The following is a 22,021-nucleotide window of genomic DNA, read 5'->3' on the forward strand; positions in this document are numbered from 1 at the left end:
TGGCCTAGGCTTTCTCTTTGACGACACGCTCGCGCCACATCATGTAAAGGCCCGATACAACAATCAGCGATGCGCCGACAAGCATCAGGTAACCGGGACGCTCATCGAAAACCATGACGCCCAGGATCAACATGAAGAGGAGACGCGCATATCGGAACGGCGTAACGACGGAGATGCTGGTCGAGCGAATGGATGCTGTGAGAAGCAGATATCCAAGCGAGCCAAACAACACGATGGAAACCAGAATGATCCAGTCCGCCTCCGGCGGCAGAAAGGCGTGTCCATCCAGTAAAATCCAGGCCATGGCAAACGGGAGCGCGGCGATCGCCGAATAGGCCGCAAGGCTTGCCGACGCCATGTCGGGTGGCATCATGCGCGTCGTGAGATCGCGAACTGACAGACCGACCATCGCCAGCACCGCCCAAAGGGCCAAGGCGTCAAAGCCCTTAGCACCTGGTTGAACGATAAGCAGCACGCCAACAAAGCCGAGGACGATGGTGCCCCAGCGCCGCCAGCTGACATTCTCACCAAGGAACAGGACGGCGCCGAGGGCAACCAGCAAAGGGGTCGCCTGTATGATCGCACCGACCGCTGAAAGCGGCACATGAGCCAGCGCCATGACCATGCCGACCATAGCAACGACTTCGGAAAGATACCGAAGCAGGAAGATCGGCGCCAGGATCCGGCGATCCAGGAGCCGCGCACCCTGCATCTTTGCCATTGTGCAGAACATGGCTGCACCACCGGCCATCATCAAAAACATGACTTGTGCGGGTTCGACTGCTCCGGATGCCAGTTTGATGAATGTATCGGCAATCGAAAAGGCTCCCATGGACAGAACCATCAAGATGATGCCGCGAGCATTCGCCTCTGCAGTCTGCCCCATATTGCTTTTGTGAACCTTCACCGCTTTTCAATACTGGAACGCATAAGGGCCTAAATTCTCCAAGTCGGCAATGGGCGATTGAGCACGCACCTGCCGTACTGTGTTCGTAATCTCGTGGCTTTGGCATTAGAACACCCGCCTTGCCGGCTGTTCCGGCAGATCTAAAATCCGTTTCCAGACCTTTGTGCGGCGTCCGATCACGGGTATGCGCGACCAAATCAAGTCTTAGAGAGTGAACGATAATTTAATAGTAATCACAATGACTTGAGGGATCTGAGATCTAACGCGAATGTGTGCGCGCTGTGTCCCGAAGTGAGCCGCAAAGTGCGCTGCTTGCCCTAGTGTTCTGGCTGCACCCAATCGGGGGTGTTTGGAAACAGGTTGACCTGGAGGGCAACATGCGGAAGTTAACAACGCTGCTTGGGGCAAGCGTGATGGGCTTGCTGATCGCAGGCACGGCAAATGCTACGACAGTTGATATTACATTTAACAACAGCAACGGTTTCGGGTTCCTGGTGACACCAGTCTACACAGGCATCCACTCCGGTAACTTTGACGCGTTCAACGAAGGTGCCTCGGCAAGCGCCGGCATTGAACAGGTTGCGGAAGTTCCGGTTCCGCCAAATCCGCCAAACCTGATCGCACCTGAGCGTCTCGCGGCTGATCCGGGCTCGCAGGGCGGTTTCATATTCGGTCCTGGCGGGCCGATCCTGGATGGTCAATCCGGCACGTTGACGATTGATGTCGCTAACCCGACAACGAACCGATACGCGACGTTCCTGTCGATGTTCGTGCCGTCCAACGATACGTTTTTCGGAAACGACAATCCGTTTGCCTATGAGATATTCGATTCCGCCGGCAACCTGATCGAACAGACGATTGAAATCACCGGCCGCTCCATCTGGGATGCCGGTACCGAGGTGAACCAGCTCTTTGGTGCCGCCGCTCCGGGACAGGATATCCAGCTTGGTGACACGGAAGGCGGCGTTATCACCCGTCTCATTGATATCGATGCTGGCCTAGACGGTAACGGGTTCGGCGCACTCGGCGCACTCTTTGGTATTGCAGATGCGGGGTCGATCACGTCGGATACCGTTCTCTTCACCATCGACATTGAGGCGACACCGACACCGGTCCCGCTGCCTGCCGGCGGCGCACTGTTGCTTGGCAGTCTCGGTGTGATGGGCTTTGTCGCACGCAAGCGTGCGAAAAAGGCCTGATCAGAACTCCTTCTCCGGGCACGTGCGCGTGCCCGGATGACACCTGATGGTGCAGTCAGGCCAATGCGTTCCTCAGATCGAACAGACATTTGGTAAAGTCCCTGACAAGTTTCGATCTTTGAATGTCCGGCCGGAACAACAGGAAAGATCGAAAGTTCACCTCAGGGGCAAACGGGCGGATTTCCAACCCCCTTGCAACAAAACCGTCCACGACAAGTGGATTGACCAGCCCAATCGCGTCACCGGTCAGAGCCAGGGCGCAGGTGGTTGTGGATGAGGGCGTTTCCACCACATATTCGGGCGATACGCCTGCCTCCTTCAAAATAGCATCGAACCTGTGGCGCGCCCGGTCTTCCGGGGCAAGGCCTATCATCGGTTGCCCGTTGAGATCCGTTGGACCAAGCATTTCTTGCGTTGCCAAGGGATGATGGGCTGACATTGCGATCACGCCGGAAAACCCGCCGAAATGGGTCGTATCGACGCCGGAGCGGTCTATTTCATCGGCGGCGAGGCCAATGTCAAAGCTGCCGTCCACGACCTGATTGCGTACCTGCGCGGAGGACAGCACCTGGAGAGTGATCCTGACACGCGGGTTCTTTCTTCTGAAATCCCGGATCGCCCTGGGCACGACTTCAACGCCAAGGGCTGACAACGATGCGATCTTGAGATGGCCCGAGCCATAGTCCCGAATGGCAGCGGCGGCGGATCTCAAACGGTCCATGCCTTTGAAGCTTTCCGACACTTCGCGGAAGAACAGCTGACCTTCCGTGGTTGGCACCATGCGACCGCGCACGCGGTCAAAAAGTGTAAAGCCAAGGGATGTCTCCAATTCGGCGATGCTTCTGCTGACAGCAGGCTGAGTGATCTGCATGAGCTCCGCCGCACGAACCGTGGACCCGGAGATCATCATGGTGTGAAAAGCTTCAAGCTGTCTGAACTTCATCGTTATGCCTGCGCTCTATAAGTTTCATGCATAGAATTATGCCGAACTATGAATTGTTCGCCAGTTGAAAGTTTGCTGTAGTTGGCGAAACTTTCAGAGGACCACACATGCGTGATGCTACAAACTGCGCGATCCACCCGACGGTTGATCAATCGGAATTCTCAAGCCTGACCGTCCCGACCTATCGCGCCTCCACAATCGTATTCGATACTGCGCAGGCATACGCAACGCGCCTTGAGCGGGACCTCGACAGCTACACCTACGGTCTGCATGGAACGCCCACGACGCGAACACTTGAGGCGCAGATTACCAAGCTGGAAAACGGACTGCGCTCGGTCATTGTGCCTTCCGGCCAGGCTGGGGCTACGGTCGTGTTTCTGAGCGTACTGCTTCCGGGGGATACGGTTTTGATCCCCGACAACGTCTATCCGCCTGTTCTTGATTTCTGCATCAATTATCTGGAACCGCGCGGTATCAGCCACAGGGTCTATCGGCCGGATGGCCAAGGAATTGAAGATCTCATCGACCCATCGGTGAAACTGATCTGGACCGAGACGCCTGGGTCGACGACCATGGAATTTCAGGATTTGCGGGAGATTGCCGCGCTTGGCAAAAAGCATGGAATTCTGACCGGAGCCGACAACACCTGGGCGACCCCGTTGCACCTGAAACCCTTGGATCTCGGGTTCGACTTTTCGATGCAGGCGCTCTCCAAATATGCGGGCGGACACTCCGACCTGCTGCTCGGATCCATCTGCGTGAGCGACATGGAACTGCGCAAGAAACTGCGCGATACCATGCGCATGCTGGGCATCGGGGTTAGCCCCGATGACGTCGCGCTTGCCTTGCGCGGGATCGAGACAATGGCGGTACGGCTGGCACATGTTGGAAATGTCGCGCTGAGCCTTGCGAAAGACCTTGCGTCCCGCCCTGATGTTGGACTTGTGCTGCATCCCGCGCTCCCGGATTTTCCTAAGCATGCGCTATGGAAGCGTGATTTTTCCGGGGCGAGTGGAGTCTTCAGTGTTGTCCTCAATGAAAGTCAGGAGACAAATCTGGATGAAGGTCTCAACCAGCTCAGAGTTATGGCAATCGGAGCAAGTTGGGGCGGCACGCGCAGTCTGGTTGCACCAATGTCCATCGGGAATGGCAGAAAATTCAAGCGACCGGAGCATCAGCGTACTATTCTGCGCATCAATGTCGGGCTGGAAGACATCGAGGATCTTCGGATGGATCTCAAAAACCTGTTCGACACGCTTGCAAATTGAGGTCCGTGCACCTTGTTTTTGCAGGCCTTCTGATACCAACCGTCCGGGCTGAACGACCATGATTATTGCGAAAATTCCAGGCCAGTCCGCTCAAATTCATTCCCGGTTGCTGGAACGACTGGGCGCAAGGTGGCGTTCCGGATTTCCGGGTGGTCCGGCTGCAAAGACATATTCCCTTGTCGCCGGGGCCGTTGTGTTGTGGGCGAGTTGGCCGGCGCTCGCGACGCTGGTGCATCCTGCGCCCCCGCTGCTGGTCCTTGGCGCGTCCGCGTTGATTGGTTTTTTCCTCTCGTTCCTTCTGGCACTTCGGCAAAACGCGTCTTGTGCCTTTGTGTCAGTGCCGTTCAGAACGCTGGCGTTCGTGGCTGCGGGCTTGATGGGCAACAATGCATTTTACCTCGCTGCCATCGCCCGGATTGGGCCGGCAGAGGCGAATGTCGTGCATTACCTCTGGCCGGTTTTCCTGGTGCTGCTGGCGTCCATGCTGCGACGGCGCGTACCCACATTGGTCGAAGCACTTGGAATTGGCTTCGGGTTCACAGGCGTCGCGATCGCCCTGTCACCCCAGATGGGCGGAGAACTGGACATTTTCGGAGTGTTGCTTGGTGCTTGCGGTGCCTTGACCTTCGCGGTCTATTCCGTTGGCCGTTCGTTTGCGAAGACCAAAACGAATGTTGTCGGACCGTCTCTTGGCCTTGCCGGGATATGCGCGCTGGCGGCGCATTTCTTGTTTGAACCCAACTATTGGCCGTCGATGGGGCAATGGCTTGCAATCGCTCTTATGGGGATCGGGCCTTTCACGATCGCAAACGTCTTGTGGGACAAGGCCACGCGTCAGGGTTCGGCAGCAACCATCTCCAGCCTGGCCTTCCTGACGCCGCTTGTTGCAATGGGGCTGCTGGCTGTTTTCGGCCTCGGCATGGTGACCATATTCACGATAGTCGGTGCACTTTTTGCGATCGCGGGAGCGCTGCTCAGTTCAGGTTCCAAGTGAGCTGCAATACTTCGCCTGGTGTTTGGCGACCTTTTTCCTAATCGCGCGCGGCAATGGTGCCGGCGACGCCGACCATGGTGCAAGCCGAGGTGCGATTGAGCAGTCTTTGAGCGGCCGGAGCCCGCAGCAAAACGCCTGCGCGCGCGGCGGCAAGTGCGTAGGCGAAAAGTGTTCCGGTCCAAATGATCACAACGAGCGCCGACAGCTCAATATAGGCTTGAACTGTCAGCGTGCTCACGTCCAGAACCGTCGGCAACAGTGCAATATAGAATCCGACGGCTTTCGGATTTCCAAGAGGGAACAGGGTCGCGACACCGAACGTGCGCCAGCCCTCACCGCGCAGCGGTTGGGGCGGCAAGGACACGGGCTTTGCATTCCAAAGCTGATAAGCCAGGAAAAGCAGATAGCAAACGCCTGCCCATTTGATCACGACAAACAACGGGCCGAGAGCCGCGGCCAGCGCGATCAGCCCGGCAGCAGCAATTGCAAACAGAATGAGATCTCCAAATACCAAGCCGAAAATGAATGGTGCCGTCCGTCTCACACCCATAGTTGCGCCGCGTACCGTGACCATCGCAACTGCTGGCCCTGGTGTGACGGAGTCGACAGCATAAATCACTGCGAATGCGATCAGGGATTCAATTGGTAGCATCGCGCGGACCCCATTTTAGGTAAGATTTTGCCCATTGATTAATACCGGCCGCTCAATCGAAAGCAATACAGTGGGCGTTGGCTTTTCATGCAGCATCGCGCAATGCGGACCTGATAATCAACCGATCCATCGCTCAATTTTCGCCATCGGAGCATTCCGGCAGGACCGTCCTGCAAAATTGCCTGTTCCGATTGGGCCGTCCCGTTTCTAGATCAGGGGACGATTGCAAGACGCTTATGGCGTGACTGAATTGATCCAGAGAGTTTTAAGGAATTTCCAAGATGGCCAGCCTGCCGGGCCCTTACCACAAACCCAGCTTCAGCCCCAAATGGCGCAAGCCGAGCGTGGTCAAGATGATCAAGGATTGGCCGCCTGTCGGGGCACGTGGGTTTGACTTTGCAACAGCGGGTAACAACTTCTCCACCATTGCAAAGGCTCATCACATCCCCAATGTCTGGGACCTCATTATTTTCAACTTTCAGACCGAGGCGCCGCGCGAGGTCAATTGGTACTTGCATCACGCTGTCGGGTGCTGGCAATCGTCGGACGGAATGAACTTCAGCTTCGATGATGCCACGACGGCCGATTTTGGCATGGGCAAGATCTATATTCCGCCTGAAGGTTGGACGCCGGACCCGCGTTTCGAGCGCGGCTCAGGAAAGGGCGGGGAACCGCGCATGGTTCGAGAGACCAGCGTTCGTATTCTCAACCGCCTGAGCTCGAAAATGCCGACTATTTATCACCACGCAACCCATCTACCACGACACGCCTTTAGAATTGTCGCCGATCTTATTGATGTGGGCGATGTGACAGTGCACATCAAACCGAGCCTCAAGCAGAACGGAGCTGAATACTGCTCCGTTTGCAAGAAAATCAATATCGGTTCGACGGTTTTTCTGTTCAGACCCTTCTCTTACGGTATCTTGGCCAACGAAGCGACGCATGTTTACAATCATTTCAAAAGTAATACGACAAACGCATTTAATGAAGAAGTTGCGTCATCAATGGCAGACTCGATTGCCATGGCGCTTATCGACAAGGAAACTTCGCTTGAACTGATGCGAAGCCACACACACTACAACAAATGGGGATATATGTACTTCCTGGGCTGGGTCTATGCCACACATCTCAAGGACCAAACTGTTGTGAACCTGGAAAGTTTCAACGGGCTCTACGAGCATCCGCATTTCGGCGAGCTTCGCAATCCGATGGAGGATATGATCCGGTTCCACGATGAACAGCCTGAGTATTGGATCAAAAGACAGATGGACGTCGTCAATATCTGGGACGAGAGTTTTGACGGCTTTGAATGTGATTGCAGTGTTTGAATAGATGCGCATTTGTTAGATGGTAGGAACTGTCAAGGCGGAAGATAACACCCGTTTGATCAGACATTTTCCGTCAGAATTGATAAGCGTTTTGCATGCGCCATCTCATTCTGATCGCCCTCCTTGCGACACCCGTTCATGCCGGTGAACGCGACGCGTTCCTTGGAACCTGGGGCACGGAAGCGCAGTGCGCCGGTGAACCTCTCAAACCGGGCGGGACGGTTCTGGCAGCGCCTTATGAGATTGACCGGCTTTGGCTCAAGCACGGACAGCTCTGGTGCGCATTGCGATGGGGTCCGGTCGAAGCGACGGAAACCGGAAACTTTACGGTGGCGACCGCGCAATGCGGGGAAGACGCTGTGCGTAGTTACTTCCTGGGGATGAGGCGTTCCGGAGAGGAAATGACCTTACGCTGGGACGTCTTCAACCAGGTCGGGCCCCTGAAACGTTGTCCGCCTTCCTGACCCTTTCCATCAGAAGGCTTTGAGGGCGTTGACAGGCTGCGAATAATGAAGAGGAACGACGATTAACCCTGCCAGCGGCACGAGGCCACTGGCATATTGTTTCATTCATTCGGTTCAATTCACGCTAAGGCGCATGCCATTGAAACTGTTACCGAACTTGCGCGTCGGTTCGGCATCGCCAGCAATCGGGTTCTGTCCCTTGGCAAAGCCCTGGCCGGTGAACTGGCCGGCGATGGTCTGGTACTGTCCGTCGACTTCATCGGCGAAGGTCAGATCATAGACAATGTGCGATGCGCCATCGCTGCCACTTTCCGTTTGGGGATTGTTGAAATCGATGATAGCGGCGCGGACTGTGTCCGGGCCCGTCATCTCCCAGGTTCCAAGACCGGAAGTGTAACCGCGAACCTGTTGTCCCTGGCTCACGAGGTTGACGCTACCACCGGGATTGAGCGCCAGAACGCGCTGGCTTTCATTAGGCTGTACCAGCAGATAAGTGCCTTCGACCGATGTGCTGTCATTGGTGGCGGCAAGCGCGACGGGCGCTGCAACAAGAGCTGTTGCGACGACGGCAGCAGGAAGCAGGGTTTTCATCATTTCAATTTCTCCTCACATCTCAGATCTGCCCCGACCGGGGCGGTTGATCGAGACGTGGGGACGACATGCGCGGGGTGCCAGCTTCCACCACCTTAGACTTTTGGCTTGCGAGTGTTTATCGGCCTGTTCAGATGGACCGTGACGGCAAAGTTCAAATGGGCGAACCAAGACGTCAATCTTTTGGACTTCGGAGCGGTTGTTTTCTTGTCTCGTCCGTGTGTTCGACGAGAGCCCTGATCGCATTTCATCGCTGTGTCTGTCGCATTTCCGATCTGCATCAAAAGTCAGAAACCCATTTAGTTACAGAAAGTTAGATGAAATTTTCCTTAAGCTTGAGGACGCATATTCTAGTTTGGCTCCAGGCCTTCAGGCAAGCTTGGGCGTTCGACAACTTGGTGTCGTGGTGCTCCGAAATACGAGAGGTGCCATGGCTTCGGATCCAGACAAATTCCTCCCGGGCGGGAGGCTGTTTTCAGTAAGTCTGCGTGCTCCATTAAATCTTCGTAAGCCGGCTTAAAAAGCCTGGCATCGACCAGTGAATGATAACCGAAGACGCGTTGTCCGCCTCCAAAGCATGGCACAGGGGGCCTGATCCGTAAGGAGTTACCCACCCGGCCACCTAGCCGGGCGGTCGACTGACAAGAGCGACGTTACATCAAGCGAAGACATCATCAGTGATAGAAAATGGCGGGATCGAGTCCTTCACGGCTTCAAGGTCCTGGATGGCCTGTTCGCTCACACCCTGGCTGACATTAACATCGACAAAGTCCCATAAAAGGTCATTCGGATCTTTGGCTTGCCTTTCATCAATGAATGCGAGGTCTTCGCTGTCCTGGTCGTTGTGAACATCGATGTCTGCGAAATCCCAAACCTGATCAGTGGGCGATCCTGGCAAGCCGGCACTACCTTCTCCGTCGGAAGAGGGGATCACTGCTCCGTCACATACAGCTTCCAAAAGTTTAGGCGTAGACCGCTCTGACGCTTCCTCCGGACCAGGGTGCAAGTCATCTTGCTCACCATCAGCTTCGTTCCGAACCGGCTCATCGGGAGTTGGCGGCGCTCCCGGATCACCCGGTTCGCCGGTATCCTTGGGATCCTGCTGGTATGCGAAGTCATCGATCTTCGAGTTATCCCGGACATCATTCACGTCTGCATCGACAAAGTCCCACACCTGATCACCCGGTGATGATGCGCGGTTTACAGGATGCAAGTCCTGCGACTGAAACGAAAAGCTATCTATCGACATTTCAATATCCTTTTTATGCAAATTCGAGACTAAGAACCGTTGTATTGTAACCATTATAAAAAGTTTCAACGTCGAAATTGAGATAGTGCTGAGCGAAAAGCGGTTCAAGCATCATTTGCGCAATAGGAAATTGCAAAATTGAACAAGCTGAAAATGAAAGAGAATTGACAGTCAAAGGTGGAGAATCATTCTTGACATTGAGTGTAACTATTTATATAGGTTACAAATCAAATCAAAGTGACGTTTTATTCGGCGAGCGGTGTCGGTCCATCCAGGACTTTGCCATGCAATGACTTTGGTGGCAGCTGTGCTGCGACTTAAGGAGTTTGGAAAATGCGTATTTGGGGATGCGGCACAGCTGCTACGTTTTGTGTTGCGGTAGCAGCTTTTGATGGGAGCGCGGTGGCTGCAACGGTCGGTTATGGCGACCGCGTCAACTTTCTGGATGCCGTCGGCGGGCAGCCGGTCGTCGAAGACAATTTCGACTATGACATTGCAGCTGCCTATCAAATCACATTCGCCAGCGGTGTCATTTCGACCAGCCCTGAGACCGATCATCCCAGTCGCAACACTGTGGTTTCAGAGTCTGGTTGGTATCTCAATGTATTAAGTAACGACGAACCTAATGTGTCCCAAGTGTTGACTTGGGAATTCCCAGAAGAAATTGTCGGTTTCGGCATGGATTACTATGTAGGCGGGTTTAACGGTTTAGAGGTGACATTCCTTGGTCAGCTGCTTGTACCTGACAATATACCGGGGTCAGATGACAACAGTTTCTTCGGCTATTTGAGCGACGAGCCGTTTCAAACCCTGACCTTTTCCACCAACTTTCCGATGGGTAGCCTAGGCGTTACAATCGACGACCTCGTTTTCGTTCCCGCGCCGCATGCGGTTGTACCGCTGCCTGCATCGCTCCCGTTCCTGCTGTCTGGGCTTGGTGGTCTCGTGGTTTTCAGGCGACTCTTTTCTGGCCAAAACTGATAGTGTCTCCCTACAAGAAAACCGAAGCAGAAATCGTAGAGCATGACGAGATCATTTGAATTCACGGCTGGTTCGCCGGCGCTCAACTTCATCGACACCATCTCAGCCCGTGGCCGCGATCCGGTGGAGCTCATTGTGACGCCCGACGATCTTTCCCGATGGCTCAATCTCGCGGGATTCAAACAGGACTTTCTCATAGGTCTTGAGCAGCTTCAAAACGCAAGGGATGTCCGCGAGGCTGCCAACGATGTTTTGGCGGCGGCGGTGGATTTGAAAGCCCTGCCGGAAAGCGGCGTCTACACGCTGAACATCTGGTCCGCGGGCCAGGATTTCCGCCCGCAACTGAGGAACGGGGATATCGTGCTTGTCAGCGAGCGACCTTTTGAATCTGTTCTGGCGCATATTTCGGCGGATGCACTGCTCATGCTGCGATCGGACAAGGTCGAGCGTCTAAGGCGATGTACGGAATGCGGAATGCTGTTTTTCGACCAGTCCCGGCCTGGAAAACGCCGCTGGTGTTCGTCGTCATCAGGGTGCGGCAATCGTGCGAAGGTGCGCCGTCATCGCGAGCGCAAGCGGCTGGAGGGCAACGCATGAGCCGGGTGCCTGAAGACAAGCGGGTCTGCTTTGATTTCGAAATCGATTTTTCAAACGGTGGCGGAATTCAGGGCCAGGGTTTCCGGCTGGATATCCAAGGTGATGATATTTCCGATGCTGAGCTAGCGGATTACATCGTTGCTGACATGCGCCTGCTCATGGTCGGCGAGGTTCGCATTCTGAACAAGGCGATCATCAAAGAGCAGCATAAGCGGAATCCTGCTTCGGCAAGTGCCGCTGGTTCACCGAGGTAGGTGCCGGCCGAGCGCATGTCGATATGGGCGGTTCTATCCCGCCGTGAAAAGCTGACATGGGGTTCTGCTGCCTACGCTCAAATATTGTCCTCGGCCAGCCAGCCGTCGGCTTCCGTGCCGACCCAGATCGCGTTGCGCTCGTCCAGAAAATCGATGGAGTGAATGACCGTTGTGCGCTCATCGAGGAAAGCGACGTTGTAGTTCGCTGCCATGCCGCCATAGCCGACGCGGTCCTTGTTGCCGGAGAAGTCCGGCCAATTCGGATGGCTGGTGGAGCGCGGCGCGGAAACGGGAATTCCGCACACCGAGCCAGACAGGCTGAAATGGCAATGGCCAAAGAAGATGTGCCGGATGACACTTTCATAGTCTTCGAGGATCTGCTGAAACTCGACTTCCTGAACGATCCCGAGCTGGTCCGCATTGGCGACATGAACGGTCATCGGATTGTGGTGCAGAAAGATATACGCACTGGATGATTTCCGCACGACCTCATCGAGAGTGGCGCGCAACCAGGCTTGGCGCTTTGCGCAATAGTAACCCTCATGGGTGCCCGGCTCATTCGTGTCGAGAAAGAGGAAGTGTCCGTGCGGCGTTTCTTCCGCCCACTGGATGAAGCCGTTCTTGTCGACAGGCGTTTCCGGAAAGGCAGCACGGAACGTGCTGCGGTCGTCGTGATTTCCGATCATCAGGCGCGGCGACGTGGAAGCAAGACCGGTTTGCGCCAGTAGCGTCTTGAGAAGGGCATAGTTTTCCTTGGACCCGTGGTGGGCGAGATCTCCTGAAATCACCACCATGTCCGCATCCGCGCTATTTGCCAGGACGTGCGCGGCGCAGGCACGGAAATTGTCAACGGGCACGGATCCCATGATCGGGTCGTCCTGAATATGGGTGTCCGAAATATGAACGATCTTCAAGGCAGTGGCTCCGCTCAAGGCAGTTTTGGTGACTGATTTCGCAATTTGCGGACAAAGTCAATTGGGAGCGATACGAAGCAGGAACACTCAGTCATTGGCGCGCTAGTCCTGGTAAATCGGGTCGCCCTGCTGCAGTGTTTAGAACAACTTTAAACATTACAATTTTTTCAAAACCCTACAAAACTTGTGCTATGATTTTCTGGTACGGTTTGTGAGACACGCATGACCACAATAGAGATTTGTCAATTCCTTCAGCCACCACGCGGCAGATACATCCCGCGTGCACCGGCTTTTATCGTCACGCTCTACGGCGATGCGATCGAACCGAGGGGAGGGACATTGTGGATGGGTGACCTTGTCAGCTCATGCGCGGAGCAGGGGATCAGCGAGAGCCTGGTCAGAACCGCGGTGTCCAGGCTTGTGGCGGCCGGCAAGCTGCTGGGCGAGCGGATTGGGCGCAGAAGTTTCTACAGACTGACTGAACAGGCGCAAGAGGAATTCAGGTCGGCGTCCAAGGTGTTGTACGCGCCCCCGCCCGCAGCCCGTGGCTGGCTGCTCGCCCTAAAGCAGCGCGAAGCACCGCCTGAAGGATGGGCAATACTTGGCAACGGTGTTGCGCTTGCGCCCAATCGCTCCGATATCGTCCAGCCTTCCGGCGCTCTTGTCTCTGGCGAGGCGATTGGGCAACGGAAAGACTGGCCGGGTCTTGTCGCCGATTTATGGGATTTGGACGTTGTCGGCGAGAGGTACCGGTCGTTTCTGGAGCGCTATGGCGCACTTGAAAAATTTCTGTGTGACCGGAGCTTGAATGATGTTGACGGCAAGACTGCATTGGGCTTGCGGTTGTCGCTCATCCATCATTATCGGCTGGCAGCGCTGAAAGATCCCCGACTGCCGCGAGAGGCCTGGCCTGAAGACTGGCCGGCGCCTGCCGCGCGGAGGCTTTTTGTCAACGTCTACCTGGCGCTGGCCTCTGCTGCGGACGAATTCATCGGGCGATCCTTCAGTGATTCCTGTGGTTTGCTGCCGTCTGCGACGGAAGCGACAGCCCTGCGACTGGACAGGCTGGGACGCGAGGCGGTCTCGTTCACTGGCTGAGCGCGCCGGCTGTCCAGTGCTTCCCGTGTCAAAGGGTCACGCATTTTTTCAAAATAGGGTTTCATGTGTGATGTTTTGATGCTATAACGCTGACCGATCGGTCGATGAATATCTGTCGACTTCGGGTTTGCAGCGGGAGAGAGCAATGCCGGAAGCCTTTATCTGCGATGCCGTGCGCACACCGATCGGACGGTATGGGGGTGCGCTTTCTGGCGTGCGTGCAGATGACCTTGCCGCCTTTCCGCTCGCCGCGCTGAAGGACCGGAACCCGGATGTCGATTGGAATCGGGTCGACGACGTCATTCTGGGCTGTGCGAACCAGGCCGGGGAAGACAACCGGAATGTCGCCCGCATGGCTGTTCTTCTTGCCGGTCTTCCGATTTCGGTGCCGGGCACGACCGTCAACCGTTTATGCGGCTCGGGCATGGATGCGGTCGGGCTGGCCGCCCGCACGATACGGGCGGGAGATGCGACTCTCATGCTGGCCGGTGGTGTTGAAAGCATGAGCCGTGCGCCGTTTGTCGTTGCCAAAGCGAGCTCTGCCTTCTCGCGGAACGCGGAGATGTACGACACGACCATCGGCTGGCGGTTCAAGAACAAACAAATGGATCGCGCATTCGGTACAGATACGATGCCTGAGACCGCCGATAATGTCGCAGCGGATTACGGGATCTCCCGGGAAGATCAGGACAGGTTTGCCGCCGAAAGCCAGCGCCGGTGGGATGTCGCTCAAAAGGCTGGTGTCTTCGAGCAAGAGATTGTTCCGGTCACAATCCCGCAGCGCAAGGGCGAACCGGTTGTCGTCGATACGGACGAGCACCCACGCCCGGGAACGGGCATCGAGGCGCTTGCAAAGTTGCGTGGGGTCAATGGGCCGGAAATGACGGTGACCGCCGGCAACGCGTCGGGTGTTAATGACGGCTCCGCCGGTGTTATCGTTGCGTCCGAGGCTGCCGCGAAGTCGAATGGCCTGGCGCCGAAGGCAAGGGTCGTTGCCATGGCCGCGGCAGGCGTACCGCCGCGCATCATGGGGATCGGGCCCGGGCCGGCGACCCGGAAGGTTCTGGAAATTGCTGGTCTGAGCCTCGATCAGATGGATGTCATCGAGCTCAACGAGGCATTTGCCTCGCAGTCGCTTGCTGTTTTGCGGGAGCTCGGACTGCCGGATGATGCCGCGCATGTGAACGCAAATGGCGGTGCCATTGCAATTGGGCATCCGCTTGGAATGTCCGGCGCAAGGCTCGTGTTGCATGCCGCTTACCAGCTCCAGCGGACCGGCGGCCGTTATGCTCTCTGCACGATGTGCGTCGGGGTCGGGCAGGGCATCGCTCTTGTGATGGAGCGGGTGTAAATTGGAAAGCGTAAAGGTCTGAAGAGGCTCCTTGGAGGAAATGCCATGTATGCGCAGTTGGTAAAATCGGACGGTCTCAAGTCGCGGGAGGAGATGTCTCCGGAAGAGCGCGCCTTTCAGGACCGGGTCGACAACGGCGAGAAGATCGAGCCGAAAGAGTGGATGCCTGAGGGCTATCGCAAGACGCTGATCCGCCAGATCGGCCAGCATGCTCATTCCGAAATCGTCGGTCAGTTGCCGGAAGGCAACTGGATCACGCGCGCGCCCACACTGGAACGCAAGGCGATCCTTCTGGCGAAGGTCCAGGACGAAGCCGGCCACGGCCTTTACCTCTACTCTGCCGCAGAGACCCTGGGCGTTTCGCGCGATGAGCTCCAGGAGAAGCTCCATTCGGGCAAGATGAAATACAGCTCGATCTTCAACTATCCGACGCTCAACTGGGCCGATATCGGCGCCGTCGGCTGGCTGGTCGACGGGGCTGCAATCATGAATCAGGTGCCGCTGCAGCGGACCTCTTATGGACCTTATAGCCGGGCCATGATCCGCATCTGCAAGGAAGAGAGCTTCCATCAGCGTCAGGGCTACGCGATCATGATGAAGATGGCGTCCGGAACGCCTGAGCAGAAGGAGATGGCGCAAGATGCGCTGAACCGCTTCTGGTATCCGTCCCTGATGATGTTCGGTCCGTCCGACAAGGACTCTGTGCACTCCGCTCAGTCCATGGCCTGGAAAATCAAGATGAACACCAACGACGAGCTGCGCCAGAAGTTCGTCAATGAGACCGTTCCGCAGGCCGAATATCTCGGCCTGAACGTGCCCGACGACAAGCTGGCCTGGAACGAGGACAAGCAGGGCTACGATTTCTCCGAGCCGGACTGGAACGAGTTTTTTGAAGTCATCAAGGGTAACGGCCCGTGCAATCGCGAGCGCTTGAACGCGCGTGTGAAAGCCTGGGATGAGGGCGCCTGGTTCAGGGATGGCCTTAATGCGTACGCCGAAAAAGCCGCCGACCGGCGCAAGGCCGCCCCGGTTGCAGCCGAATAACCGGAACGCCTGATAAAAGGGGAGAACCAGTCATGTCCAAAAAAGAATGGCCGCTCTGGGAGGTTTTCATCCGGGGTCAGCATGGCCTGAACCATCGCCACGTCGGCAGTCTTCACGCACCGGATGCGGAAATGGCAATCAACAACGCGCGCGACGTTTATACCAGGCGCCGCGAGGGCGTTTCGATCTGGGTGGTGCCGTCAAAGGACATCACCGCCTCAAGCCCGTCTGAAAAGGGGCCGCTGTTCGATCCCGCGGAGAGCAAGACCTACCGCCACCCGACGTTTTTCGACATACCCGAAGACGTGGGGAAGATGTGATGGCTGCGGAAACGATACCTCCCGGCGCTGGGGTCAAGGACCCGTTCATAGGGGATGACACGCTTCGTCCGGCATTTTTCGAGTGGCTTTGCCGGATGGGTGACAATGCTCTTATCCTTGGCCACCGCACGTCGGAATGGTGCGGCCACGGACCTGTCTTGGAAGAGGATATTGCCCTTGCCAATACCGCGCTCGACCTGATCGGTCATACGCAGATGTGGCTCGGACTGGCGGGTGAAGTCGAGGGCAAAGGCCGTTCCGCTGATGATCTTGCGTATCTGCGCGATGCGATGAAGTTTCGGAACGTGCTGCTCGTCGAGCTGCCCAAGGGTGACATGGCCGTCACGATCATGCGCGAGTTTCTGTTCGACGCCTGTCATCATCTGCTGCTTTCCTGGCTGGCCGACAACGCAAAGAGCCCACGAGTAGCGGAGATTGCTGCCAAAGCACTCAAGGAAGTCAGTTACCACTTGGATCGCGCATCCGACATCGTCGTCCGCCTGGGCGATGGCACTGCTGAAAGCCACGACCGGATGCAGGCAGCGCTCGACTTGCTGTGGCCCTACGCCGGAGAGCTGTTTGCTGGTGACGAGGTCGACAGCGCGCTGCAAGACGCCGGAATTGCACCGGATCTGACGACCTTGCGCGACAATTGGGACGAACGTGTCCGTGATATTCTGGACGAGGCGACGTTAAAGATACCCGACACGGGCGGGTACACCCATCTTGGCGGCAAGCAGGGCCGGCATACGGAGCATCTCGGGTTTCTGCTTGCTGAAATGCAATTTCTCCAGCGAGCCTATCCGGGCGCAAGCTGGTAGGGAGCTGAGAGATGAAGACAGCGCTTCAACCGGCTACCGAAGAGGTCTGGACTTGGCTCGCTGAGGTTCCCGACCCGGAAATCCCGGTGGTCTCGGTCACGGAGCTCGGCATTGTCCGGGATGTTCGCTACGACGGCGACACGCTGGTCGTCGCTGTAACGCCCACCTATTCAGGCTGCCCGGCAACGGCGGTGATCGATCTGATGATCGAAGACAAGCTGCGGGAAATGGGGGTGGAGAACCTGCGTCTTGAGCGCCGGCTTGCGCCGCCCTGGACGACAGATTGGGTGACGGATGAAGCACGTGACAAGCTGAGATCCTTTGGCATCGCACCACCCATCGACGGCACCGCGACAGACGGCATGAGCGCAAAGGCTGCGCGGCTTTCTGGTGAAACCAATCTGGTGGTCGCCTGTCCACGCTGCAATTCGGCAAATACCGAACGGATCAGCCAGTTCGGATCAACCCCGTGCAAGGCCGCATGGCGTTGCAAGGACTGTCTCGAACCATTCGACTATTTCAAGTGTATCTAGAGGACGGTCTTGCCATGGCACGATTCCATTCGCTCGAAGTGACCGATATCCGGCGCGACACGCGCGACGCCGTTGTGGTGACGCTCAAACCCGAGGATGCGGATGTCGACGCGTTCACGTTCATTCAGGGCCAGTATCTGACTTTCCGTAGGGATTTCGACGGCGAAGAATTGCGCCGGTCCTACTCCATTTGCGCCGGGTTGGATGAGGGATGCCTGAAGGTCGGTATCAAGCGTGTCGAGGGGGGCGCGTTCTCAACCTTTGCGAACGAGCAACTGAAGGTTGGTGACCGGCTTGAAGTCATGAAGCCGATGGGCCGGTTTTATACCGAGCTGGATCCATCCAGCGCCAAATCCTATCTCGGCTTTGCCGGCGGCTCGGGCATTACGCCTGTTCTGTCAATCATCAAAACGGTGCTTGCGCGGGAGCCGGAGAGCACTTTCACGCTGATCTACGCCAATCGTCAGACCAGCTCGATCATGTTCCGGGAAGAACTCGAAGATCTCAAGAACCGGTATCTCGGCCGACTTTCGCTGATCCATATCTTGGAAACGGAAGCGCAGGAAATTGATCTCTTCACAGGCCGGATAGACGCCGAAAAGATGGAGATGCTTTTCCGCCTCTGGATCGATGCGGACGAGGTCGACACCGCCTTCATCTGCGGCCCGGAACCCATGATGCTGACGATCGCGGACAGTCTGCGTACACATGGTCTGTCGGACGAGCAAATCCGGTTCGAGCTTTTTGCCTCCTCGCAGCCCGGCCGGGCCAAGGCGAAGGCAAGATCCGAAGCGGCGGCAGCTGCTGCGGGTACTTGCGAAGTGTCGGTCACGCTCGATGGAACGACGCGCAATTTCCAGATGGAGAAGGATGGCACGTCGGTTCTCGAAGCCGCGATTGAAAACTCCATCGATGCGCCGTTCTCCTGCAAGGCAGGGGTCTGCTCGACCTGCCGCGCCAAGGTCATTGAAGGCGAAGTGGAAATGGAAACGAACCATGCACTGGAGGACTATGAAGTGCGGGCCGGTTACGTCCTTTCCTGCCAGTGTCTTCCTGTTTCGGACAAGGTGGTGATCAGCTATGACGAGTGACACAAGCCTTCAGGACAACGACACGATGCCGCTCTCCGAGTACCTGGAAAAGGGCGGAAAGCTGACCTCACCCGGGAATGTCCCGCCGCGATACCGGGCCGAATTGCTGCGGCTCATGTCCTCCTTCGTCGACAGCGAACTTGCCGGTTCGGCGGGATTTGCCGATGCGATCAACTGGGCACCGGGCCTCAAGGAACGCATAGCCGCAAGCCGGATCACGCTTGAAAAGGTGGACCATGCGGAGCGGGTTCTCGACCTGATGAGCGATTTTGGCACGGACAAGGCTCTTTATAACCGGGCGCATTCATGGTCGTCGCGTCAACCGCGCGACGTAAATTTAGATCCAAAACGCCAGGGCGGGGATATGCGGCTCTCGGTGTTCCACTATCCGCTTCAGAGCTGGACCGACGCCGTTGTCATGAACTCGTTGATGGGCATGGCAACCGTGCATCAGCTTCAGGAACAGATCCGCACTTCGTATCAGCCGCTTGGCGAGGTGTTTCGCGAAATTCTGCCGCGTGAGAAACGTCACATGGAGCTTGGTCTGGAAGGGTTTGAGGACCTGCTGAGAGATGCAACACACCGGGCAGAGGTTCAGGCTTCCGTCGATTACTGGATGCCACGCGTCGCCGAGACGTTCGGGGCGGCGCACTCTGGCCGTTTCGAGCGGCTCAAGAAGATGGGTCTGCGCCACACGGAGAATGAAACGATGCGCGCAGCGTGGAAAGCTGACGCGGATACGCACCTCAAAGAGCTGAAGCTCAGCTGAGCGGGGCCTTTGGACCGAAATTCACGAAAGGACGATCCATGAACGGGACGGGCAACACCGCACGGCGGCTGGAAAGCTATGTCGAAGGCGCATGGCGAACCGGTGAGGGCGATGGCAAACCGGTGCTGAATGCGGCGACCGGTCAGATCCATGCCCTGATCGGAACGGATGGGCTGGATTTCAGGGCCGCGCTCGAGTGGGGCCGCGCTGCGGGTGGCCGGGCTTTGAGAGCGATGACGATCCACGAGCGGGCGCTGTTGTTGAAGGCTGTCGGCCTGAAACTCATGGAGCAGAAGGAAGAATTCTACCTGGAAAACTTTGCGACCGGTGCGACACGCAAGGACGGTTGGATCGACATCGAGGGTGGCATCGGAACCCTCCTGACATTTGCTTCCAAGGCCCGGCGTGAGTTGCCCAACACCAAGGTGCTGACCGAAGGGCCGGTCGAACCGCTTTCCCGCGACAGTACCTTTGCGGCCCAGCATATCCTGACGCCACTGCGCGGCGTTGCCATTCACATCAACGCATTCAACTTCCCTGTCTGGGGCATGCTGGAAAAGATTGCACCCTCGCTGATTGCCGGGATGCCATGTATTGTCAAACCGGCGTCCCAGACGGCCTATCTGACCGAGCTGGTCGTGCGCCGGATTCTGGAGACAGGGTTGTTGCCCGATGGCGCGCTGCAGATCGTGACAGGATCGGCGCGCGATCTGCTGGATCATGTCATCGAGCAGGATGTCGTAACCTTCACCGGCTCCGCGTCAACAGGCCAGAAGCTGAAGTCGGGACCGGCGATCCTGCAGCATTCCGTTCGCTTTACCATGGAAGCGGACAGTCTCAATGCGTCTATCCTTGGTATCGACGCCGGGCCCGGAACGGAAGAATTCGACCTGTTCGTAAAGGAAGTCTCGCGCGAGATGACGGTCAAGGCAGGTCAGAAATGCACGGCGATCCGACGCGTGATCGTGCCCAAAATGCACGAGGGGGCCGTCGTCGAAGCACTTTCCCGGCGACTTGAAGGGACGACCATCGGCTTGCCGGACGACGAGCGGGCACGCATGGGGGCGCTGGTGTCCCTGAAGGACCGGGAGGATGTCAAATCTAAGGTAGGCATGCTGGCCCAGGAAGCAGAGATCGTATCCGGTTCGCTGAATGAGATCGACCTTGTTTCGGGTGACACGGAAACCGGCGCCTTCATGGCTCCCGTTCTACTGCGCTGTGGCAATCCGGTTATTGCCGAAGCCGTTCATTCGGTCGAAGCTTTCGGTCCTGTTGCAACCGTCATGGCCTATGAGGACAATGATGAAGCGGTCATACTCGCGCAAAAGGGACGAGGTTCACTGGTGTCGTCGCTATTCACCAATGACAACGCCGTCGCGCGCGAGGTGGTCACAGGGCTTGCCCCCTTCCACGGGCGGGTTCTGATCGGTAACCGCCGGTCAGCCAAGAGTTCCACCGGGCATGGATCGCCTTTGGCTCCGCTTGTTCATGGCGGCCCCGGGCGCGCTGGTGGTGGCGAGGAAATGGGCGGGATGCGGGGCGTGAAACATTTCATGCAACGCACCGCCGTACAGGGGGCACCCGAATTGCTCTCTGCGGTCACCGGTCAATGGCTGGATGGCGCGCCTGTCAGGGCGGACGTGCATCCGTTCCGCAAATCGCTCGCCGAGTTGACTATCGGAGATCAGATCGTCACTGAGTCGCGCGAAGTTACGCAGGCAGACGTGGAACACTTTGCGAAGTTCACCGGCGATACGTTCTACGCCCATATGGACAGTGAGGCGGCGAAGGCGAATCCATTCTTCGATGATCGGGTCGCGCATGGATATCTGATCGCGTCTTTTGCCGCCGGGCTGTTTGTCGACCCGGATCCAGGCCCGGTTCTGGCGAACTATGGCGTCGACAATCTGAGGTTCCTGACCCCCGTCTATTTCGGCGACAGTCTGAAAGTGCGGTTGACCTGCAAGGAAATCAATCCGCGCGAGAATGCCGAGCACGGCGAAGTGCGCTGGGATTGCCAGGTGACCAATCAGAATGACGAGGTCGTCGCGCAATACGACGTGCTGACCATGGTGGCAAAGACGTGGCCGGCTGTTACCTAGGATATCCGGTTTGAATGGAACGTTCTGGATAGCCAGTGATGTGTTCGATCAGTCTTTGCGTACCCGGATGGAAACGTGCAATTTGACCTGCGAGTAAAGGTGCCACAGTTGGGTGTTGAAGAGGTCCTGAATTGATTGCTCATACACATCTGCATGTTAGCGACCTTGCCATGTCAAAGGCGTTTTACGTGAAGGTTCTCGCAACGCTTGGCTATTCGATCAGTATGGAGCTCGACGATGCCGTCGGCTTCCACGACGGCAAAAACACGGATCTATGGCTGGTGAACGAACCGGTTGCGCCAACTCATATCGCATTCGAAGCCAAAAGCCGGGAAGAGGTCGAGGCGTTTTACGCGGCCGCTCTGGAGCAAGGTGCGCGTGACAATGGCGGGCCGGGCTATCGCCCGCAGTACTGGCCGGGGTATTTTGCGGCGTTTGTTTTCGATCCGGACGGACACAATATCGAAGCCGTCTGGTACGACAGAAGCAAGATGTGACAGCCGCGATGACCTCTTCAAAGTAGGGGAGTGAGACCTCCCAGCCTATGTGAA

At 56.9% G+C, this 22,021-nt stretch carries 24 protein-coding genes; 18 read left to right on the forward strand and 6 right to left on the reverse strand.

Annotated elements, in window-relative coordinates:
• Positions 1 to 4: 4 nt before the first annotated feature.
• The gene (locus Q0915_RS00500) at positions 5 to 886 is read right to left on the reverse strand and encodes a DMT family transporter (protein WP_299472432.1); all 882 of its coding nucleotides are present in this window, start codon (positions 884 to 886) and stop codon (positions 5 to 7) included.
• 398 nt (positions 887 to 1,284) lie between these two features.
• On the opposite strand from Q0915_RS00500, the gene Q0915_RS00505 reads away from it, so the two are divergent.
• Positions 1,285 to 2,106, forward strand: a complete 822-nt coding sequence (locus tag Q0915_RS00505) for a spondin domain-containing protein (RefSeq protein ID WP_299472433.1) — start codon at positions 1,285 to 1,287, stop codon at positions 2,104 to 2,106.
• A 55-nt stretch (positions 2,107 to 2,161) separates the two neighbouring features.
• Here Q0915_RS00505 and Q0915_RS00510 read toward each other — a convergent pair whose 3' ends face one another.
• Positions 2,162 to 3,049 carry a LysR substrate-binding domain-containing protein gene (locus Q0915_RS00510; protein WP_299472434.1) on the reverse strand — a complete coding sequence of 296 codons (888 nt, stop codon included), beginning with the start codon at positions 3,047 to 3,049 and terminating at the stop codon, positions 2,162 to 2,164.
• Positions 3,050 to 3,156: 107 nt separating this feature from the next.
• Between Q0915_RS00510 and Q0915_RS00515 the strand changes: the two genes are divergently transcribed.
• Entirely contained in the window at positions 3,157 to 4,317 is a 1,161-nt protein-coding gene (locus Q0915_RS00515) for a PLP-dependent transferase (RefSeq protein ID WP_299472435.1), read from the forward strand.
• Positions 4,318 to 4,375: 58 nt separating this feature from the next.
• Complete coding sequence (locus Q0915_RS00520; protein WP_299472436.1) at positions 4,376 to 5,311, forward strand: DMT family transporter; 936 nt, start codon at positions 4,376 to 4,378, stop codon at positions 5,309 to 5,311.
• Between the two features lie 37 nt (positions 5,312 to 5,348).
• On the opposite strand, the gene Q0915_RS00525 is transcribed toward Q0915_RS00520, so the two are convergent.
• Positions 5,349 to 5,963, reverse strand: a complete 615-nt coding sequence (locus Q0915_RS00525; protein ID WP_299472437.1) for a LysE family translocator — start codon at positions 5,961 to 5,963, stop codon at positions 5,349 to 5,351.
• 281 nt (positions 5,964 to 6,244) lie between these two features.
• Here Q0915_RS00525 and Q0915_RS00530 point away from each other — a divergent pair, with 281 nt between their 5' ends.
• Entirely contained in the window at positions 6,245 to 7,291 is a 1,047-nt protein-coding gene (locus Q0915_RS00530) for a hypothetical protein (protein ID WP_299472438.1), read from the forward strand.
• A gap of 95 nt (positions 7,292 to 7,386) precedes the next feature.
• Positions 7,387 to 7,755, forward strand: coding sequence for a hypothetical protein (locus Q0915_RS00535; protein ID WP_299472439.1), 369 nt, complete (start codon positions 7,387 to 7,389; stop codon positions 7,753 to 7,755).
• Between the two features lie 114 nt (positions 7,756 to 7,869).
• Here Q0915_RS00535 and Q0915_RS00540 read toward each other — a convergent pair whose 3' ends face one another.
• Positions 7,870 to 8,349: a hypothetical protein gene (locus Q0915_RS00540; protein ID WP_299472440.1), complete on the reverse strand. Its 480-nt coding sequence runs from the start codon at positions 8,347 to 8,349 to the stop codon at positions 7,870 to 7,872.
• A gap of 655 nt (positions 8,350 to 9,004) precedes the next feature.
• The gene (locus Q0915_RS00545; protein WP_299472441.1) at positions 9,005 to 9,703 is read right to left on the reverse strand and encodes a hypothetical protein; all 699 of its coding nucleotides are present in this window, start codon (positions 9,701 to 9,703) and stop codon (positions 9,005 to 9,007) included.
• Between the two features lie 225 nt (positions 9,704 to 9,928).
• Between Q0915_RS00545 and Q0915_RS00550 the strand changes: the two genes are divergently transcribed.
• From Q0915_RS00550 to Q0915_RS00560, 3 genes are read left to right on the forward strand one after another with little or no spacing between them, the layout of a single operon-like run.
• Entirely contained in the window at positions 9,929 to 10,576 is a 648-nt protein-coding gene (locus Q0915_RS00550; protein WP_299472442.1) for a VPLPA-CTERM sorting domain-containing protein, read from the forward strand.
• A gap of 42 nt (positions 10,577 to 10,618) precedes the next feature.
• Positions 10,619 to 11,173, forward strand: coding sequence for an ABATE domain-containing protein (locus Q0915_RS00555; protein ID WP_299472443.1), 555 nt, complete (start codon positions 10,619 to 10,621; stop codon positions 11,171 to 11,173).
• Complete coding sequence (locus Q0915_RS00560) at positions 11,170 to 11,427, forward strand: hypothetical protein (protein ID WP_299472444.1); 258 nt, start codon at positions 11,170 to 11,172, stop codon at positions 11,425 to 11,427. Before Q0915_RS00555 ends, Q0915_RS00560 begins: the two co-directional genes overlap by 4 nt.
• 77 nt (positions 11,428 to 11,504) lie before the next feature.
• Here the strand turns inward: Q0915_RS00560 and Q0915_RS00565 are convergent, their stop codons facing one another.
• On the reverse strand, positions 11,505 to 12,341 hold the full coding sequence (locus Q0915_RS00565) for a metallophosphoesterase (RefSeq protein WP_299472445.1): 837 nt from the start codon (positions 12,339 to 12,341) through the stop codon (positions 11,505 to 11,507).
• Between the two features lie 222 nt (positions 12,342 to 12,563).
• Between Q0915_RS00565 and Q0915_RS00570 the strand changes: the two genes are divergently transcribed.
• The 10 genes from Q0915_RS00570 (at position 12,564) to Q0915_RS00615 (ending at position 21,967) form a co-directional block, all read left to right on the forward strand.
• Positions 12,564 to 13,439, forward strand: coding sequence for a PaaX family transcriptional regulator C-terminal domain-containing protein (locus tag Q0915_RS00570; protein WP_299472446.1), 876 nt, complete (start codon positions 12,564 to 12,566; stop codon positions 13,437 to 13,439).
• A gap of 145 nt (positions 13,440 to 13,584) precedes the next feature.
• Complete coding sequence (gene pcaF, locus Q0915_RS00575) at positions 13,585 to 14,790, forward strand: 3-oxoadipyl-CoA thiolase (protein WP_299472447.1); 1,206 nt, start codon at positions 13,585 to 13,587, stop codon at positions 14,788 to 14,790.
• Positions 14,791 to 14,835: 45 nt separating this feature from the next.
• Complete coding sequence (gene paaA, locus Q0915_RS00580; protein ID WP_299472448.1) at positions 14,836 to 15,834, forward strand: 1,2-phenylacetyl-CoA epoxidase subunit PaaA; 999 nt, start codon at positions 14,836 to 14,838, stop codon at positions 15,832 to 15,834.
• A 32-nt stretch (positions 15,835 to 15,866) separates the two neighbouring features.
• Entirely contained in the window at positions 15,867 to 16,154 is a 288-nt protein-coding gene (paaB, locus tag Q0915_RS00585; RefSeq protein WP_299472449.1) for a 1,2-phenylacetyl-CoA epoxidase subunit PaaB, read from the forward strand.
• The gene (paaC, locus tag Q0915_RS00590; RefSeq protein ID WP_299472450.1) at positions 16,154 to 16,975 is read left to right on the forward strand and encodes a 1,2-phenylacetyl-CoA epoxidase subunit PaaC; all 822 of its coding nucleotides are present in this window, start codon (positions 16,154 to 16,156) and stop codon (positions 16,973 to 16,975) included. Before paaB ends, paaC begins: the two co-directional genes overlap by 1 nt.
• Positions 16,976 to 16,986: 11 nt before the next feature.
• Positions 16,987 to 17,508 (forward strand): 1,2-phenylacetyl-CoA epoxidase subunit PaaD, encoded by a 522-nt coding sequence (gene paaD, locus Q0915_RS00595; protein WP_299472451.1) that lies wholly within the window; start codon positions 16,987 to 16,989, stop codon positions 17,506 to 17,508.
• A gap of 14 nt (positions 17,509 to 17,522) precedes the next feature.
• The gene (gene paaE / locus Q0915_RS00600; protein ID WP_299472452.1) at positions 17,523 to 18,599 is read left to right on the forward strand and encodes a 1,2-phenylacetyl-CoA epoxidase subunit PaaE; all 1,077 of its coding nucleotides are present in this window, start codon (positions 17,523 to 17,525) and stop codon (positions 18,597 to 18,599) included.
• On the forward strand, positions 18,589 to 19,368 hold the full coding sequence (locus Q0915_RS00605) for a Phenylacetic acid catabolic protein (RefSeq protein WP_299472453.1): 780 nt from the start codon (positions 18,589 to 18,591) through the stop codon (positions 19,366 to 19,368). The genes paaE and Q0915_RS00605 overlap by 11 nt, the downstream gene beginning before the upstream one ends.
• A 38-nt stretch (positions 19,369 to 19,406) precedes the next feature.
• Positions 19,407 to 21,470, forward strand: coding sequence for a phenylacetic acid degradation bifunctional protein PaaZ (gene paaZ / locus Q0915_RS00610; RefSeq protein WP_299472454.1), 2,064 nt, complete (start codon positions 19,407 to 19,409; stop codon positions 21,468 to 21,470).
• Between the two features lie 131 nt (positions 21,471 to 21,601).
• Complete coding sequence (locus tag Q0915_RS00615) at positions 21,602 to 21,967, forward strand: VOC family protein (RefSeq protein ID WP_299472455.1); 366 nt, start codon at positions 21,602 to 21,604, stop codon at positions 21,965 to 21,967.
• The last annotated feature ends 54 nt before the right edge of the window (positions 21,968 to 22,021 follow it).

It is taken from the genome of uncultured Roseibium sp., from assembly GCF_947494555.1.
Lineage (GTDB): Bacteria > Pseudomonadota > Alphaproteobacteria > Rhizobiales > Stappiaceae > Roseibium.

Excerpts from the sequence above, each read along its gene's own strand:
- Q0915_RS00500 (WP_299472432.1), bottom strand. The coding sequence starts at position 886 with ATGGGGCAGACTGCAGAGGCGAATGCTCGCGGCATCATCTTGATGGTT.
- Q0915_RS00505 (WP_299472433.1), top strand. The coding sequence starts at position 1,285 with ATGCGGAAGTTAACAACGCTGCTTGGGGCAAGCGTGATGGGCTTGCTG.
- Q0915_RS00510 (WP_299472434.1), bottom strand. The coding sequence starts at position 3,049 with ATGAAGTTCAGACAGCTTGAAGCTTTTCACACCATGATGATCTCCGGG.
- Q0915_RS00515 (WP_299472435.1), top strand. The coding sequence starts at position 3,157 with ATGCGTGATGCTACAAACTGCGCGATCCACCCGACGGTTGATCAATCG.
- Q0915_RS00520 (WP_299472436.1), top strand. The coding sequence starts at position 4,376 with ATGATTATTGCGAAAATTCCAGGCCAGTCCGCTCAAATTCATTCCCGG.
- Q0915_RS00525 (WP_299472437.1), bottom strand. The coding sequence starts at position 5,963 with ATGCTACCAATTGAATCCCTGATCGCATTCGCAGTGATTTATGCTGTC.
- Q0915_RS00530 (WP_299472438.1), top strand. The coding sequence starts at position 6,245 with ATGGCCAGCCTGCCGGGCCCTTACCACAAACCCAGCTTCAGCCCCAAA.
- Q0915_RS00535 (WP_299472439.1), top strand. The coding sequence starts at position 7,387 with ATGCGCCATCTCATTCTGATCGCCCTCCTTGCGACACCCGTTCATGCC.
- Q0915_RS00540 (WP_299472440.1), bottom strand. The coding sequence starts at position 8,349 with ATGATGAAAACCCTGCTTCCTGCTGCCGTCGTCGCAACAGCTCTTGTT.
- Q0915_RS00550 (WP_299472442.1), top strand. The coding sequence starts at position 9,929 with ATGCGTATTTGGGGATGCGGCACAGCTGCTACGTTTTGTGTTGCGGTA.
- Q0915_RS00555 (WP_299472443.1), top strand. The coding sequence starts at position 10,619 with ATGACGAGATCATTTGAATTCACGGCTGGTTCGCCGGCGCTCAACTTC.
- Q0915_RS00560 (WP_299472444.1), top strand. The coding sequence starts at position 11,170 with ATGAGCCGGGTGCCTGAAGACAAGCGGGTCTGCTTTGATTTCGAAATC.
- Q0915_RS00570 (WP_299472446.1), top strand. The coding sequence starts at position 12,564 with ATGACCACAATAGAGATTTGTCAATTCCTTCAGCCACCACGCGGCAGA.
- pcaF (WP_299472447.1), top strand. The coding sequence starts at position 13,585 with ATGCCGGAAGCCTTTATCTGCGATGCCGTGCGCACACCGATCGGACGG.
- paaA (WP_299472448.1), top strand. The coding sequence starts at position 14,836 with ATGTATGCGCAGTTGGTAAAATCGGACGGTCTCAAGTCGCGGGAGGAG.
- paaB (WP_299472449.1), top strand. The coding sequence starts at position 15,867 with ATGTCCAAAAAAGAATGGCCGCTCTGGGAGGTTTTCATCCGGGGTCAG.
- paaC (WP_299472450.1), top strand. The coding sequence starts at position 16,154 with ATGGCTGCGGAAACGATACCTCCCGGCGCTGGGGTCAAGGACCCGTTC.
- paaD (WP_299472451.1), top strand. The coding sequence starts at position 16,987 with ATGAAGACAGCGCTTCAACCGGCTACCGAAGAGGTCTGGACTTGGCTC.
- paaE (WP_299472452.1), top strand. The coding sequence starts at position 17,523 with ATGGCACGATTCCATTCGCTCGAAGTGACCGATATCCGGCGCGACACG.
- Q0915_RS00605 (WP_299472453.1), top strand. The coding sequence starts at position 18,589 with ATGACGAGTGACACAAGCCTTCAGGACAACGACACGATGCCGCTCTCC.
- paaZ (WP_299472454.1), top strand. The coding sequence starts at position 19,407 with ATGAACGGGACGGGCAACACCGCACGGCGGCTGGAAAGCTATGTCGAA.